This is a genomic window from Thioclava atlantica, assembly GCF_000737065.1.
Classification (GTDB): domain Bacteria; phylum Pseudomonadota; class Alphaproteobacteria; order Rhodobacterales; family Rhodobacteraceae; genus Thioclava; species Thioclava atlantica.
This window is the reverse complement of the sequence record NZ_AQRC01000015.1, coordinates 108,950-124,429: the sequence shown is the minus strand read 5'-3', so window position 1 is coordinate 124,429 and position 15,480 is coordinate 108,950. Positions and strand designations below refer to the sequence as shown.

Sequence of the window (15,480 nt, the reverse complement as noted above, 5' to 3'; positions counted from 1 at the left end):
CTTCACCTACCGGGGCGAGGACGTCGTGCAGACGCTCGAGCAGGTCTGCGCCAAGGTCGGCTACGCCAGCTTGCGCGACACGTAGAGGTGCCGCCGGCTCTCGTGGCCGGGGCGCTTGAGGTTTCACAGCTGACGGACGGTGGCGAGAGCGACTTGGATGTCGCGATTGGCGCGGCAGATAAAGCCCTTCGCGGAGGACATTCCAAGCCTCTTGGGATTGAGCAGGCGCACGCATTCGATCAGGCCCTGATTGACACAGATCTGGATGTGAACCGCCTGATCGAACAGTTGAGCCGAGCCGACGCTACTCGGAACATCTCGTTTTGCTTTTCCGGACCGTCGGGGACCGGCAAGAGCGCTCTGGCTCGGCACCTTGCCGAAGTGATGGGGCTGCCCGTTATCCAGAAACGCGCATCCGACCTGTTGTCCATGTTCGTCGGCGGCTCGGAGAAGGCTATTGCGTCGGCTTTCTCTCAGGCGAGGGATGAAGGCGCTTTTCTGATCTTCGATGAAGCGGACTCGCTGCTTGCCAACCGCGCTTTCGCGGCACGGTCGTGGGAGGTCAGCCAGGTCAATGAAATGCTCACCTGGATGGAAAGCCATCCTCTTCCGTTTGCTTGCACCACCAATCTCGCAGACCATCTCGATCCTGCAACCCGGCGACGCTTTACCATCAACGCAGAACTGCGCCCGTTGAGCGCGATGCAACTTGGCATCGCGTTCCGGAAGTTCTTCGAGGTCGGTCCTCCGGCCGCCTTGTTCGATCTCGAAGGGCTCACCCCGGGCGATCTGGCGGCGATCGCGCGGCGTTGCTGTTTGCTCGGCGAGCAGGATACCAGCGCGATCCTCGAGGCTCTGGTTGACGAGGCTCAGACGAAAGAAAACGGTGGCATTCGCGCGGGGTTTCGGCCAACTTTCGAAAAAAGTGATTGGGATACAAAGAGATGATGGAAGCGGTTGGGCGGCGAAAGGCCCATTGGCTTTTCAACGCAGGAAGCGACAAGAACTTTTTGGGAAAGAGGCGGCCTCAGGAAGATATGGTTACGTCCGCCGTGTTCGGTTCGATCCGGCTGATGTCTCCGAAGGATCGGCTCAAGGCAATCGAGCTACTGTTAGGACGCGACGCGTTTTCGGCTTCTGACTTCGCGGAAGACCAAGATATCGCTGTCGATTTGTGGCCGAAGCTGAACGGCCCCGCTGGACGGCGACATGTTGAGCCCGATGTGCTCCTTCACGGCGCGGGCAAAACGACGATCGTCGAGGTTAAATGGCATGCGCCGCTCTCTGAGCGGCAACTCGAGCAGCAAATCGAGGCTGTTGGTGTGGAGAACGTCGGGGCCGTTATTTTGCTGGGCGAAGCGGGCATCGAAGAAGATGAACTCGGCGTGCCGTGTTTCCGCCGCACGTGGCGCGATGTTTCGAGGGACCTCAAAAATTGGTGCGAGGCAGCGCGCACTCCTTTGGCTCGATGGGTCGAGACGATGCGTGCGTTTCTGCAAGAAACGGACATGGGACGGATCTTTAACGGCCTCCCGGTGCCAAATGATCTTGGTAACGTTGCTTTCCGGTTCAAGTCGACGGGGCGCCCGCCTTGGTTTGGGCAGGTTCCGAAAGATGTCCAGTTGGTCCGCTACGCATTTGAGCGACATAAATTGAAGGAAAACTCATGACGATTGAAGAAATGATTGATCGCGGCCAAGCTCTTCATCGCTCGGCGGAAAACCTGCGAAGATCCGCAGCCGATCTCGACGCTTTGCTCCAAACACTCTGGGAACAACTCCAAGATGAGACCTTCTTCGGAGACGTTGCTGAGTTAGGAGACGAAGATGGGGGTGGCGACGCCGAGTGGGTTGCTCCTGCGTATGCATATAATGCGGGCATCCTGTCGCGCACTGCCCGTGCACCGGGTCAGAAAGGAAGAAGCACGAAGCCGAAACCAGTCGGCACACTTACAATGGTCACCCGCCTGTGCAGTTCTAAGGAGGCCGATGGAGAGGCCCCTGAATGGCCGTGGCTTAACCAGGCATGCCTGATCATTGGCTGGCATCCGCATAGCAACCATGAGGATCTATGGGCGATAGAAGACTTCGACCCTACTGATGAAAGCCAAGCGTGTATCAGCCATGCTGGCGATGGACTTTGGGTGTGGTCTGAGGAAGAGGATGACTACGCATACTTCTACGCGCTGCCGATCTTCGCTTTGACCGATGAAGATGCTCTCAAAAACTTCGCCTTGCGTCCTCTCAAAGCCCTCTTCAATGCCGACGACCCAAAATCGATCGCGAAAGAAACTCTCCGCGGCGTTCCGGTCCTCTCGCCTTCATCTTGATGACTGACGACGCCCGCAAGCTCGGCCTCGTGCGTCATCTCCAGCTCGCCTTGCGTCTTTCCGTCGCGGTCCCTGGTCCGCGCACCCCGATCTCTCCCGAGATTCAGAGCGCTTGTCACCTTGCCCTGCTTGCCGGAGTTTTGCTGCGCTTTGATTACACCTCCGCCAATGGTTCTCGACGCCATGAAGTCGCTCCGCGTGGTCTCCTTATTGGGCCGCGTTCCTATCTCGTCGCGGCAGGCAACGACTGGGGTGATCCGATGCTTTTTCGGCTTGATAGAGTGGCCAATCCCGAGGTGCTGAACGTGCCCGCATGGGCGGATGAAGGCTTCGATCTTGAAGAGTTCGCAGCCCAGTCTTTCGGCGTGTTTCAGGAGGAGCCGGAAGATGTGGTGTTGCGCTTCGACAGCGCGGTGCATGACGAGGCTTCGGTTTTCGAGTTTCATCAAGAGCAGGAAACAAGGACTCTTGCAGACGGCCGCTTGGAAGTCAGCTTTTGTTCGGGTGGCTTCGTTGAGCTTGCGTGGCACCTTTTCAGATGGGGCGGCGGAGTTGAGATCGTCTCTCCCGAGGTCCTCAAAGCAACGATGCGTGAGCAGTTACAAAAAGCGGCGGCGCGCTTGTAGGATTGAGAGCTTCTCAGACGCCAAGCTTTCAGGATCGACTATGTTTCAACTAGCGAGCGCTTGCATGATCCACAGAACGGGGTAAAGCGCATGGCGGTCATTTTCTTCCCGCCTATCCACCAGAAAAAGCAATGGAATGCGCTTTGCGCAATAGGGCGCTAGCGGCTGAGTGCTGTGCGGCACAGATTACTTGCCAGATCTACGATTTTTTTTCATCTTTCTGGGGTAATGGGAGGAAGTCGATGAGCAAGTCGCCGAAGGATACAAAGGGCCCGGTCGTGAAGAGCGGCCCAACTCGTGGTCAAAATCGGTCTCGAAACAAGGACGGTCAGTGGCGCTCCAAGCGCAGTGATTCAGGAACATCTCGCGACAAAGGCGAGAAATCCAGTGGGAAGAAGGGGTGCTTCCTGACCACAGCGGCATGCGAGTTTCGCGGGTTGCCGGACGACTGCCACGAACTTCAAGTTCTCCGCCGGCTTCGAGACGAGGTTCTCATGAAAACTCCAGAGGGCGTTGGCTTGGTGGAAGACTACTACGATATCGCGCCGCTCTTGGTGCCTCTACTGAATAACCCTCTGGTAGCCGAACAGGTTTGGGTGGACATCGAACGCGCGGTCGAACAAACCGAGAAGGGACATACCATCGAGGCGGTGGCAACCTATCGAAAGATGGTCGAAACACTTCAACGCAGCAGGGACATGGTTGATCTTTTAGGGCCAGCATAGCCGGTATTCATTTGAGCGGCGAAGTTGCTTTCTGGTCACCACCTGAAGCAAGCCCCGCATCTGGTCGACTACGGGATCAGCTTCCAGAGTGTCGCCGAATTCTCCGGTTCAACGCTGGCTTTCGTGGCCCATTTCGTGACCACTTCAACCCCGCTGAAGGTGCTCTACGTCCGATAGTAACGGACTGGAAAAACTGGTTATCGGCAGGGGCCGATACCGGTGTGGAAACGCTCGCGCGTGCAACGACTTTCATTGAAACGGCCAAGCTAAGCAATCTTGATCCGCTGGCGTGTATCGACGACATCCTCGACCCTATCCATGAGCACAAGACCAGCAGACTCGATGAATTTCTGCCGCGGAATTGAGGGGCACTGGAATTGCAAGGGACGGTCAATCCGCATAAGCCGCAGTAACAATGGTGTGGTTGCTGCTTTTTCTCGTGGATAAGCGGATTTTCTTTTTCTGCGCTTGAGCCGCTCCTTCAAGGCCGAGCTTTCGAACTGGTCGCTTTGCTTCCTGATTTCAGCAGAGCAAGCGAGTCTCGGCTAGGCGATTTCAGCTCTTGTGAGTTTTGCTCTGAAAGCTTCAGCAATGACGCTGGATAAATGTGAAAGCGGCAGGCCGGGTTACCCGGTCTGCCGCTATTTTGATATCTTCGCTGAAACTGGCCTCACAAGTTTCCTTAGCCGGGCGAACCGAGCGCCATGAAATGCTCGATGGCGGCCACGCGAGAGGTGTCCTGCGGCATCTGAAGCGGAGCATTCCCGACCTTGCGCAGAAGTTCGCTCGCGCAATCACGGCGATCGCGAGCATCCAGGAGATTACCTTTGTGATACTCGAAAAGCGGCTGCCTGCTCTTCGAATCGAAGATCCGGAGCGTCTCGGCTTCGGAATTTTCGTCCAGCGTGACTTCGACCCTGAGCGCATCCTGCTTTTTCAGGCTACAACCGTGGATGATCGGGAAGCCGTGCTTCGGACTATACCGAATTTCGAGCCGGAAATCGGCCTTGTCCATGGCCAGCTTGAGGTCCCCGACATTGTGGGCGGTGTAGTGGCAGTTCAAAACCGTGCCATGGCTGTGCCCGGCAATTGCTTGTCGCTGCGCTTCAGACACACCTGCCGCGTTGAGCATGCTCGTGAACGTCATTCGCGCCGCATAGATATCCTCGTGGAAATCATCGATTTCGAGATTCGACAGAATGCGACGCAAGTGCTTGCTGAAAGGGCTGGTGACATCCCTCGTGGTGGCCCGCTTCACGGCGTCGGGGAACAGAAAAATCCCGTGGTTCTCAGGCAGCGACTGGAACCACTCGACAAAACCCAATTCGAGCAGAAGCTGCGGGATCGCAAGTGTTCGCTGGCTGCTCTCGGTCTTGCCAAGCTGATCTGCGCCGCTGTTGTAATTGAAGCAGTGAAGCCCGTCACGCAGGACAACATCCTTGCGTTTGAGAAGCAGGGTTTCCTCGATGCGAGTGCCAAGAGTCAGCAAGATGAGAGGCACCCAATAGGTTGCATCCCGAACGATGATCTGACCACGGCGTGCGCGCCTGCTTGCGGAAAAAGCCCCCGTGTAGATCGGGGACAGGAAGAACGAAGCCAATCGTTCTGCGGACCAGGGCCTCCGGGTTTTAGGCTTCGTGACACGCACGTAGAGGTCGTCTTTAGGCATCTTCTCCTCGAGGTGCTTCCAGATGTCCTTACGTGAAAGCACTTCTGGCGTCTCTGCGCCGAGGTCGCGCGCCGAAGAAAAAATGCGCTTCAGGCCACCTTGATTACGTTCGATCGTCGCTCGCGCCAGACGCGGCGTAAGCTGCTCTGCGAGGACGGCACGCTTCTCAGCGAGCGACATATCGTTGCGGTTTCGGATTTCGTCAGTGATCTTGGCGTCCTTCGCATCCGCTTGGGAAATCTCGAACGCCTTGCTCAAGGTTTTCCCATTGGAGTTGAACCGGTTTTTGCAGTGACTTTTTCCGTTGATTTTGGGCACGCGCGCCATCCATTTCAAAGAATGCTTTCTGCCTCTCGCGCGTGATCGTCGACACCGGCACGTCGCCGAAGAACTCCATCGCGAGGTTTGCGATGGCTTGCGTATTTCCCTTCATGGCTTTGGAGGGCCAAAGCTCGAATGTTCTTGCGATCGCAACCGAAAGGAGCACGGGTGTTTGGACGAACGCGTCGAGATCCTCGATCCCGGTGTCGTTCAGGAGCGGCTTGGCGCATTGGCGCAGATCGTCGCCTTCGAGAACCTCGACTTCGATCTCGGTCAAGCGCCGCTTCAGGCTGATAGCCTGGCGGCCGAGATCAGGATCGAGCGGCTCGGGGGCGGCAATGGCGATCAGCTTCGTCGCCGCGTCGAGCAGATTGCGGACACCATCCCAATTCCCTTGGCGCGCAGCCCTCTTGAGCGCTTTATTTTCGGCCTCGAGTTCTTCAACGCGCGCGTCGAGTTCCGCATCGCTCGTTTTCGTCATCTCGCATTGTGTCAGAAGAAGTCGCGCGAGCTCGGCGCGCAGAACCTCCGTCAGCAGAGCCTTTGCGTCTTCTTTCGTCAGGGTGTCGTTCAGAATTGCGTCCACGATCTGGTCTTCCTTTTGCTCGTAGACCGCGAGCAGCGCAGCGGCGCGCTTCACGGCATCGGCTGGGAGATCGGTGCGCAAGGAGAGGCACAAAAAAGAGTTTGATTCCCGATTTTCTCCGGCGAGCGGGAGACGCTTTCGGAAATAGAAGATCCGGCCGCGCCGCATCATATAGGGGCCGGCCGAGAAGGGGTGCTTTCGGGAGATGGCAAGGCGAGGTCGGCCCCGCCTGTGTGTCACACTGTGTGTTACAGTTTTGGAGGGGTGTAACACACCGGGTGTGCCACAAGGGATGTTATCCCTTGTTTTATTGACGCTGTCGGGAAAAGTGGCTGGGGCGGTAGGATTCGAACCTACGGTGCGCGGTACCAAAAACCGGTGCCTTACCACTTGGCTACGCCCCAACGTGGGCCGCTATGTAGCCAAGAGGGCGCGGGGCTGCAAGAGGAAAATCGGAAGAAATTTCGATTGCGCGCAGGCACGCGCTCGGGCAGGAGGCGGACATGGAAAACTGCAATGTTGTGATCCTCGGCGCAGGCGCGGCGGGGCTGATGGCGGGGATCGAGGCGGCCCGGCGTGGCCGCTCGGTGCGCGTGCTCGACCATGCCCGCGCGCCGGGCGAAAAGATCCGGATCTCCGGCGGTGGACGGTGCAATTTCACCAATCGGCTGCTCACTCGCTCGAACGCGACCGAACGCTTCATCTCGCAAAACCCGCGCTTCGCGCTCTCGGCGCTCTCGCGCTTCACGCCCTCCGATTTCATCGCCCGGATCGAGGCGGCCGGGATCGCGTGGCACGAAAAGCATCTCGGCCAGCTCTTCTGTGACGGCAAGGCCACGCAGATCGTCGACCTGCTGGTGCGCGAATTGCGCGGGGCAGGCGGCGCGCTGCATCTCCAGACCACGATAGAGGCGGTACGGCGCGCGGATGAGGGCTTCATCGTCGACACCTCGCAGGGCCCGATCGCGGCGCAGGCGGTGGTGGTCGCGACGGGCGGCAAGTCGATCCCGAAGATGGGGGCGACGGGCCTGGGCTACGACATCGCGCGGAGCTTCGGCCTCGACATCGTCGAGACGCGCCCCGGACTGGTGCCGCTTGCCTTCGCGGAGCAGGATCTCGCGCGAACCGCGCCTCTGGCAGGGCTCGCGCGCCCCGCCCGCGTGAGCCACGGCAAGACCCGGTTCGACGAGGATCTCCTCTTCACCCATCGCGGCCTCTCCGGGCCCGCGATCCTGCAGATCTCGAGCTACTGGCGCGAGGGCGATGCGATTTCGATCGATCTGATGCCGGGCGCCGATATCGCGGCGCTTCTGGCCGAGCAGCGCGGGCAGGCGGGCCGGCAGGCGCTTCACAATGCCCTGGCGCGGCACATGCCCGAGAAGCTCGCGCAGTTCCTCGTCGCCGAGGCCGGGCTCGAGGGGCGGCTTGCGGACCAGTCCAACAAGGCGCTCGCGCGGCTCGCCGATCAGACCCATCGCTGGCAGGTGCGCCCCGTGGGGTCGGAAGGCTATCGCACGGCGGAGGTCACGCTGGGCGGGGTTTCGACCCGTGAGCTCGACGCGAAGACGATGGAGGTACGCCGCGTGCCCGGGCTCTATTTCATCGGCGAAGTGGTCGATGTGACGGGCTGGCTCGGCGGCTACAATTTCCAATGGGCCTGGGCCTCGGGCTGGGCGGCGGGGCAGGCCGTCTGAGCGCGCGCCGCGCTTCTCTTCCTCTTGAGAAAAATATCCCGGGGGAGCCCGAAGGGCGGGGGCAGAGCCCCGCTCTCGCGCCGCCGCCCGTCTTACCGGCCGACCCCCACATATTCCTCGAAGCCGGCCTTCGTGACGTCGGCGCGGTGGTAGATATTGCGCAGATCGGCCATGCGCGGGGTCTCCATCTTGCTTGCGAGTCGCTGCAGGTCGAGCGCGCGGAACTCGTTCCACTCGGTCAGGATCACGACGCAATCGGCCTTGTCCGCGGCCTTGTAGGCGTCCTCCATCCACTGCACGCCGGGCAGGAGCGCCTCGCCCTCGCGCTTGCCCTGCGGGTCGACCACGCGCACCTTCGCACCGCCGCCCACCAGCGCGGGCACGATGGTGAGCGAGGGGGCCTCGCGCATGTCGTCGGTATTGGGTTTGAAGGTCACGCCGAGGACCGCGATCGTCTTGCCGTTCACCGTCCCGCCGCAGAGATCGACGATCTTCTCGATCATCCGGCGCTTGATGTCGTCATTGACCTTGATGACGGTCTCGACGATCTCCATCGGGCAGGCATGGTCCTGGCCGATCCGCGCCAGCGCCGCGGTGTCCTTCGGAAAGCACGAGCCGCCATAGCCCGGTCCCGCATGCAGGAACTTGTTGCCGACGCGCCCGTCGAGCCCCATCCCGCGCGAGACCTGCTTGATATCGGCGCCGACCTTCTCGCACAGCCGGGCGATCTCGTTGATGAAGGTGATCTTCGTGGCGAGGAAGGCATTGGCCGCGTATTTGATCATCTCGGCGGTCTCGAGATCGGTATAGAGGATCGGGAATTCGCGCAGGAAGAGGGGGCGGTAGATCTCGCCCATCACGTCGCGCGCGCGCTCCGAGGTGGTGCCGACGACGACCCGGTCTGGGCGCATGAAATCGTCGATCGCAGCCCCTTCGCGGAGAAATTCGGGATTCGAGGCGATATCGAATGCGGCTTTCGGATTGGCCTTGGCGATGACGTCATGGACCTGGCGGTTGGTGCCCACCGGCACGGTCGATTTCGTGACGATCACTGCGTAGCCGGTGAGCGCCTGGGCGATCTCCTCGGCTGCGGCCATGACATAGCTCAGATCGGCATGGCCGTCGCCGCGCCGCGTCGGCGTGCCCACCGCGATGAAGACCGCATCCGCGCCGGCGACGGCGGCCTTGAGATCGGTCGAGAAGCTCAGCCGCCCCGCCTCGACATTCTTCGCGAGAAGCGCGTCAAGGCCGGGTTCGTAGATCGGCACCTCGCCGCGCATCAGCATCTCGATCTTGGCGGGGTTCTTGTCGACGCAGATGACGTCATGGCCGAAATCCGAGAAGCAAACCCCCGAGACGAGCCCGACATAACCCGTGCCGATCATCGCGATTTTCATTCGTTCCGCCTTTCCGAATCTCCAGCCACGGAGATGATTCTCTGACTTCTGGGCGCGCCGGCCGGGGAACTGGCAACCCCCCGAAATCTTTTCCAGAATTCCGCTTCCTACACGAGAACGGACAGTCCATACATTGGAAAACCTGCAGGGACTGCGGCAAATTCATCCAAGAAAAGTGCCAAACTGCAACAGTATTCCCCGCCGCGTTTAAACGTCACGAATTCCCCCTATGCAATCACAAGAAGCTGTGTAACTCTCGGCGCGATGCTGCCAAAGAAACATGGCGGCACCTTACGGTAATGACGGAGATTACTATGAAAAAGATCGCTACCATCGCTCTGGCCCTCGGCCTCACCGGCTCCACCGCTTTCGCCGGCGGTTACACCGCTCCGGTCGTCGAGCCCGAGCCCGTCGTTGTTCAGCAGTCGTCGTCCTCGAACCCGGGCATCATTATCCCGGTTCTGCTGCTGGTTGCCGTGGCTGTCGCCGCGTCGAACAACTAATTTCGGTTTTCACCGGAATTGGAAAGGTCGGGGAGCTCGCTTCCCGGCCTTTTTCATGTCTGGACCTTCGGTGATCTGAAAAAAAGCCCCCGAAATCGAGGGTTTTTTTCGTTCATGGTGGCGGTGGATCAGTTGCGCAATTGCTGGATTGCGACATAGCCGAGCGCGGGGCCGATCCATTGCCGCGAGGCGAGGATGGTGCCGTCCGGTGCGACGAGGTAGCTCATGTCGAGCGTGACCCCGGACCCCTCGCAATGCTCGGCCACCTGCCGGACCGAAATCCCGCTCTGCTGGACGGTGCCCGCGGGCTGGATCGTGCAGGAGACGGGCAGGGGGCGTTCCTGGCCGTCGCCGTCGAGATAGCGATAGACCCGCTGGGCGGTGCCCTGCATGCGGGCATGGATGAGCCGGGCTGCGGCAGAGGTATCCGCCGACATCAGGTCGCGTCCGAAGCCGCGCGTGCCCGCCAGGAGGCCGTCGCGCAGCACGAAGGCGCGCTGATCGGGGGTCTGGTAGGTGCGCATCGCGCTGTTCTCGCCGCGCATCGCGCCGATCGTGGACGCTTTGCTCGCCTCGAAGGTCACGAGGATCACCGGTCCCTTGATCGACTGGAGCGCGGAAGTGGCCAGCGCCGAGGGATCGGTCGGGGCGGAGGCTTGCGCGGTCTCTTTCTTGGAGCCCGAGAACACCGAGCCGAGTGCGGCCTTCACCATCGTGCCGCCTGCCGATTTGCTTTCCTGCACCCCTGCGCTGTCATGGCTGGTGCATCCCGAGAGGAGCGCCAGCGCAAGCGTGGCGGAGATCAGTGCGCCTTTGGCCGGGATCATCGCCAGAACCTTCCCCAGTCGCGGTAGAGGCCGCCCTGATGGCTGCCCTCGATGGTTTCGAACAGGCGCCCGTCCACATGGACCCGCGCACCGCCATCGCCCACATAGGGGCGCAGCGTCGTCGAGAAGCTCTTGAGCGAGGGCTGCCCCGTCGCGTAGCCGAGCGGGATCGTCAGGCGGATGCCCTTGTCGAAATGGCCGTCGCCGAAATCGCTCTGCGACATGTCGGTGAAGGTCGCGAAGGCGCCGATCTTCCAGCCATTGGCCATCTCGCGGTCGAGCGAGACGGTCGCGCCCCAGTCCTCGGCGAGGTAGCGCCCGACATCCAGCTCGCCCGTCAGGCCGTTTCCGAAGTCGTAATAGGCCGAGAGGAAGCCGGTGACGGTGTCGTAATCCTGGAAGCCGAAGCGCTGGTCGAAGTTACGCTTCTTGACCCAGTTCACCTCCGCGCCGAGCGCGAGGCGGCTGTCGACGGGTTTCCACAGCAATTCGCCCGAAACGCCACCATACATCCGCTCCAGATAGCCCACCGTGACGCGCGAATAGACATCGCGTGCCGGACGGCCATAGGACGCGAAGGTCAGGCTTTGAACCGTGAGGTCGCCGTGCTTCTGGTATTCGTAGATATCCGAGCGCACATGCGGCACCGGCGAGGTCGAGGTCTTCGTGACCTCGTCGAGATTGCCCACGAGTTTCTGGCGGATCTCGCCTGACAGCACGAGACCCGGCGCGAATTCGTAGCGGCCCTTGAGCGCGAAGCCCATATCGGCATGGAGCCCTTCATCGGCATCGAAGGGGGAGAGCTCGAGATAGGGACCGATCCCCCAGAGCAGGCGCGGGTAGAGGCCCGGCGTGGCGACATATCCCTGCTGGCCGCGTTCGGCCTCGCCGATCCCCGCCACGGCGGCAATCTGGGTCGAGGGGCCGTTCTCGAGCCGCTCGATATCGCTGCGCTTGAGCGTGGTCGTCGAGGTCGGCATCCCGCGCTCGACCAGCGTGACCTTGATGGTCTCGACCGAGGCAGGCAGGGCGCGGGTGGCGATGCGCGCGGCATGGCCGATCGCCTGCGGGTTGGACCGGTAGGTTTCGTTCGAGATCCGCACATCGGCGCTGGTCGGCGTCAGCTTGAGCGACTCGAGCACCTGCCCATCCTTGCGCAGCGCATCCGCCATCGCCTGCTGGATCGCCGGCTGGGCGGTGGAATCGTTCGCCCAATCGGTCGACCACGCATCGGGGTTCGCGGCAGGTGCCGGGCGCGGGGCGACCGGGATCGGTGCGCGCTCGAGGCCCGAGGGCGCGGCCGGCTGGCGCGGATCGAGCGCGATGTTGAACTGGAGGCCGACCTTGTCGCCATGCAGAACGTAACCCGAAACCGAGGCGATCGGATTGATCTGGTAGTCGGCGCCGAAATTGAACGGGGTCTTGTTGTCGAACTCGCCCGCCGCGACCTGCGCGGAATAGGCGTCCTTGCTGTATTCCGCCTTGAGCGTGAGCTTGTCGGTCGCGCGCCACTGGATCGAGGCGAAGGGCGCCGAGGGGCCCTTGAACCAGGTCTCGGAATTGAGCCCGCCGGTGGTCGAGGGGGCAGGGCGCGTGCCGCCGCCCGAGCCGTCGGACCCGAGCCGTCCCCAGCCCCAGCCGACGCTTGCGCGCAGGCGCGGCGAGAGGGTCTTGCTCGCCACGACATATTCCGATGCGTAGATCCCGTTATCGAACATGTCGCGCAGGCCGACCGCGAAGGCCGGGCGCCAGCCCTTTTCGTTCAGAACCTGCAGATGGAGGTCGAAGCTGCGATCCTTGAGCGTGTCGCCGCCGGTGCCCAGGCCGGCCTCGCGCGAATAGCGCGCCGTGGCGGTGAGCCGCGGGAAGGCCTGGAAGGAGAAATTCGCACGCTGGCTGCCGCTATAGCCGGAGACCGATCCGACCAGCTCCCCGTCGCGGAAGACGCCCGCAGTGGGTGTGTCGATCGCGCCGGGGCTGCCAAGGGTTCCGATGCTCCAGGCGATCGTGGACTCCGCCCCTGCCGGTTGCGCCAGTCCCATCCCTGCCAGAAGCGCCGTCGTCGCGATGCCGCCCGTGATCCGTTTCATCCGTCTTCCCCGAAGGCTCGTTCGTCTCTTTTCGCCTTCCTAACCGAGTTTGCGCCCGCAAGCGAGGGAGTTATGCGCAGGGCGCGGCACGCGTTGCACAATCGCGTCACGCCCTGCGGGGCTCGTGCGGTCGATCCGAGGGCTCAGAGGCAGGCCTCGAAGAGCGCGCGGGTATTCTCGCGCGTCATGGCGACGGGGTTGCCGCCGCAGGAAGGGTCTTCCAGCGCCATATCCGTCAGCATGTCGAGATCTTCCGCCTTAACCCCCATCGCGGTGAGGTTGGCGGGGATCCCGAGTTCGGTGCGCAGGCTCTCGACCCGGGCCTTGAAGCCCTCGAACCCGCCCGCGATCCCGAGATAGGCGGCCGCCTGAGTGATTTTCTCCGCGATGGCGTTTCGGTTGAAATCGAGCACCATCGGCATCACGCAGGCATTGGTCGTGCCGTGATGGGTGCCGTAGACCGCCCCGACCGGGTGGCTGAGCGAATGGATCGCGCCGAGGCCCTTCTGGAACGCGACCGCGCCCATCGCCGCCGCCGACATCATATGGGCGCGCGCCTCGATATCGGTCGGGGTCGCGTAGGCTTTCGGCAGGTTCTCGAAGACAAGCCGCATCCCTTCGAGCGCGATGCCCTGGCTCATCGGGTGATAATGCGGCGAGCAGAACGCTTCGAGGCAATGCGCCAGCGCATCCATCCCGGTGCCCGCGGTGATGAAGGCGGGCATCCCCACCGTCAGCTCCGGGTCGCAGATCGTGATCGCGGGCAGCAGTTTCGGATGGAAGATGATCTTTTTCTTGTGCGTTTCCGAATTGGTGAGAACGCCCGCACGGCCGACTTCCGAGCCGGTTCCGGCCGTGGTCGGCACCGCGATGATCGGCGCGATCGTGTCGGGGTTGGCCCGCGTCCACCAGTCGCCGATATCCTCGAGATCCCAGACGCTTACCGACTGATCCACCATCAGCGCGATCATCTTGCCCAGATCGAGCGCCGAGCCGCCGCCGAAGCACACGACCCCGTCATGCCCGCCCGCGCGATAGACTTTCAGCCCGTCTTCCATGTTCTTCTCGTTCGGGTTCGGATCGACCTGCGAGAAGACCGCGCGGCCCAGACCCGCGGCGTCGAGAATATCGAGTGCCTGCGCGGTGATCGGCAGGCTCGCCAGCGCCTTGTCGGTCACCAGAAGCGGTTTGGTGATGCCTGTGGCCTTGCAGTGATCGGCCAGCTCCGCGATCCGGCCGGGGCCGAACTTGATCGCGGTCGGATAGGACCAGTTGGCGGTGGGGGCGCTCATTTCGTCACCTTCTTGAGATGGTAGGATTTGGGTCGGGTCAGCGCGTGATAGCCCAGAACCGAGAGCGAGCCGCCGCGGCCCGTTTCCTTGCAGCCGGTCCAGCACAGCGCCGGGTCGAGATAGTCGCAGCGATTCATGAAGACCGTCCCGGTCTGCAGCCGCGCGCCGATCGCCTGCGCGCGCTCGGGATCTGCGGTCCAGATCGAGCAGGTCAGGCCGTAATCGCAATCGTTCATCGCGGCGATGGCTTCCTCGTCATCCCTGACCGCCATGATGCCGACGACCGGGCCGAAGCTCTCTTCGCGCATCACGCGCATCTCGTGATTTACGTTCACGAGGATCTGCGGCGCGAGATAGGCACCGCCATCGTCGGCGGGGAACAGGGCGGGGTCGAGGAGCGGCTTCGCCCCGTCGGTGATCGCATCCTCGATCTGGCCGCGCACCACTTCGGCAAAGCGCTTGTTCGCCATCGGGCCGATCGTGGTTTCCGGCTCGAATGGGTTGCCGAGGCGCAGTTTCGAGGCCCATTCCACGGCCTTCTCGACGAAGGCATCGTAGAGGCTTTCATGGACGTAGATCCGCTCGATCCCGCAGCAGCACTGGCCGGCGTTGAACAGCGCGCCATCCATCAGCCCGTCCACGGCGGCATCGAGATCGGCATCCTCGGCCACATAGCCCGGATCCTTGCCGCCAAGCTCGAGCCCGAGCCCCGCGAAGGTGCCCGCCGCGGCCTTCTCGATGGCGCGGCCGCCCCCCACCGAGCCGGTGAAGTTGATGAAATCGAAGCTGCGCTCGCCCAGGAGCTGCTCCGTCACGTCATGGCTGAGGAAGACGTTCTGGAGCACGTCCTCGGGAATGCCCGCCTCGTGGAAGGCCTCGGCGATGCGCTCGCCGACCATCAGGGTCTGCGTCGCGTGCTTGAGCACGACCGTATTGCCCGCGATCAGTGCCGGCACCAGCGAGTTGATGACCGTCATGTAGGGATAGTTCCAAGGCGCGATGATGAGGACGACGCCCACCGGCTCGCGCGCGATCTGGCGCAGGAAGGCGGGGCTTTCCTCGACCACCATCGGAGCGAGCGCCTCCTCGGCGATCGAGGCCATGTAGCCCGCGCGCTCGTTCATGCCGCCGAACTCGCCGCCATAGCGGGTGGGGCGGCCCATCTGCCAGGCCAGTTCCTCGACGACCTGCTCCTTCTTCTCGTTGAGCTTGGCGATACCCGCCTCGACGAGAGCGATGCGCTCGGCCAGGGGGCGCGCGGCCCAACCGGGCTGGGCGGCGCGTGCGCGCGCGGCCATGGCCTGCGCCTCGGGATGGCTGAGGGTCTTGCGCTCGGCATAGACCTTGCCGTCAACGGGCGAGATGCATTGGATCAGTTTCGACATCATGTCTCCTTGCAGGCCAGTCGCCTGCGGTCTCAC

General features: G+C 62.2%; 14 protein-coding genes, 1 tRNA gene and 1 pseudogene. 8 read left to right on the top strand and 8 right to left on the bottom strand.

From position 1 onward, the window contains the following. The 6 genes and pseudogenes from DW2_RS16420 to DW2_RS19510 form a co-directional block, all read left to right on the top strand. On the top strand, window positions 1–948 hold a 948-nt coding region (locus DW2_RS16420), incomplete at its 5' end, for an ATP-binding protein (protein ID WP_156103002.1). Further along, window positions 945–1,670 (top strand): hypothetical protein, encoded by a 726-nt coding sequence (locus tag DW2_RS16415; protein WP_038148233.1) that lies wholly within the window; start codon window positions 945–947, stop codon window positions 1,668–1,670. The genes DW2_RS16420 and DW2_RS16415, both read left to right, overlap by 4 nt. Then, window positions 1,667–2,329: a hypothetical protein gene (locus tag DW2_RS16410; RefSeq protein WP_038148231.1), complete on the top strand. Its 663-nt coding sequence runs from the start codon at window positions 1,667–1,669 to the stop codon at window positions 2,327–2,329. The genes DW2_RS16415 and DW2_RS16410 overlap by 4 nt, the downstream gene beginning before the upstream one ends. After that, entirely contained in the window at window positions 2,329–2,955 is a 627-nt protein-coding gene (locus tag DW2_RS16405; RefSeq protein WP_156103001.1) for a helix-turn-helix transcriptional regulator, read from the top strand. The genes DW2_RS16410 and DW2_RS16405 overlap by 1 nt, the downstream gene beginning before the upstream one ends. Before the next feature lie 242 nt (window positions 2,956–3,197). Continuing rightward, window positions 3,198–3,680: a CFI-box-CTERM domain-containing protein gene (locus DW2_RS19515; RefSeq protein WP_081875039.1), complete on the top strand. Its 483-nt coding sequence runs from the start codon at window positions 3,198–3,200 to the stop codon at window positions 3,678–3,680. Window positions 3,681–3,826: 146 nt separating this feature from the next. Beyond that, window positions 3,827–4,045 (top strand): annotated as a pseudogene (locus DW2_RS19510) (transposase domain-containing protein); the annotation flags it as partial. 317 nt (window positions 4,046–4,362) lie between these two features. Here the strand turns inward: DW2_RS19510 and DW2_RS16395 are convergent. The 3 genes from DW2_RS16395 to DW2_RS16385 all read right to left on the bottom strand — a co-directional run bounded on the left by DW2_RS16395 (window position 4,363) and on the right by DW2_RS16385 (window position 6,660). Further along, window positions 4,363–5,607: a site-specific integrase gene (locus DW2_RS16395; protein WP_162178901.1), complete on the bottom strand. Its 1,245-nt coding sequence runs from the start codon at window positions 5,605–5,607 to the stop codon at window positions 4,363–4,365. After that, window positions 5,552–6,337, bottom strand: a complete 786-nt coding sequence (locus DW2_RS19995) for a hypothetical protein (protein ID WP_162178900.1) — start codon at window positions 6,335–6,337, stop codon at window positions 5,552–5,554. Before DW2_RS19995 ends, DW2_RS16395 begins: the two co-directional genes overlap by 56 nt. A 248-nt stretch (window positions 6,338–6,585) precedes the next feature. Beyond that, window positions 6,586–6,660: transfer RNA gene (locus DW2_RS16385), tRNA-Gln, on the bottom strand. 99 nt (window positions 6,661–6,759) lie between these two features. Here DW2_RS16385 and DW2_RS16380 point away from each other — a divergent pair. Further along, window positions 6,760–7,950: a BaiN/RdsA family NAD(P)/FAD-dependent oxidoreductase gene (locus DW2_RS16380; RefSeq protein WP_038148222.1), complete on the top strand. Its 1,191-nt coding sequence runs from the start codon at window positions 6,760–6,762 to the stop codon at window positions 7,948–7,950. A gap of 92 nt (window positions 7,951–8,042) precedes the next feature. On the opposite strand, the gene DW2_RS16375 is transcribed toward DW2_RS16380, so the two are convergent. Continuing rightward, window positions 8,043–9,347, bottom strand: coding sequence for a UDP-glucose dehydrogenase family protein (locus tag DW2_RS16375; RefSeq protein WP_038148220.1), 1,305 nt, complete (start codon window positions 9,345–9,347; stop codon window positions 8,043–8,045). Window positions 9,348–9,661: 314 nt separating this feature from the next. Here DW2_RS16375 and DW2_RS16370 point away from each other — a divergent pair, with 314 nt between their 5' ends. Then, on the top strand, window positions 9,662–9,850 hold the full coding sequence (locus tag DW2_RS16370) for a hypothetical protein (protein ID WP_038148256.1): 189 nt from the start codon (window positions 9,662–9,664) through the stop codon (window positions 9,848–9,850). Between the two features lie 128 nt (window positions 9,851–9,978). Here DW2_RS16370 and DW2_RS16365 read toward each other — a convergent pair whose 3' ends face one another. From DW2_RS16365 to DW2_RS16350, 4 genes are all read right to left on the bottom strand, one after another. Next, entirely contained in the window at window positions 9,979–10,677 is a 699-nt protein-coding gene (locus tag DW2_RS16365; protein WP_038148218.1) for a YjbF family lipoprotein, read from the bottom strand. Then, window positions 10,674–12,767, bottom strand: a complete 2,094-nt coding sequence (locus tag DW2_RS16360) for a YjbH domain-containing protein (protein ID WP_038148216.1) — start codon at window positions 12,765–12,767, stop codon at window positions 10,674–10,676. Before DW2_RS16360 ends, DW2_RS16365 begins: the two co-directional genes overlap by 4 nt. 143 nt (window positions 12,768–12,910) lie before the next feature. After that, window positions 12,911–14,059: an iron-containing alcohol dehydrogenase gene (locus tag DW2_RS16355; RefSeq protein ID WP_038148214.1), complete on the bottom strand. Its 1,149-nt coding sequence runs from the start codon at window positions 14,057–14,059 to the stop codon at window positions 12,911–12,913. After that, on the bottom strand, window positions 14,056–15,444 hold the full coding sequence (locus DW2_RS16350; protein ID WP_038148212.1) for an aldehyde dehydrogenase family protein: 1,389 nt from the start codon (window positions 15,442–15,444) through the stop codon (window positions 14,056–14,058). The genes DW2_RS16355 and DW2_RS16350 overlap by 4 nt, the downstream gene beginning before the upstream one ends. Window positions 15,445–15,480: the final 36 nt, after the last annotated feature.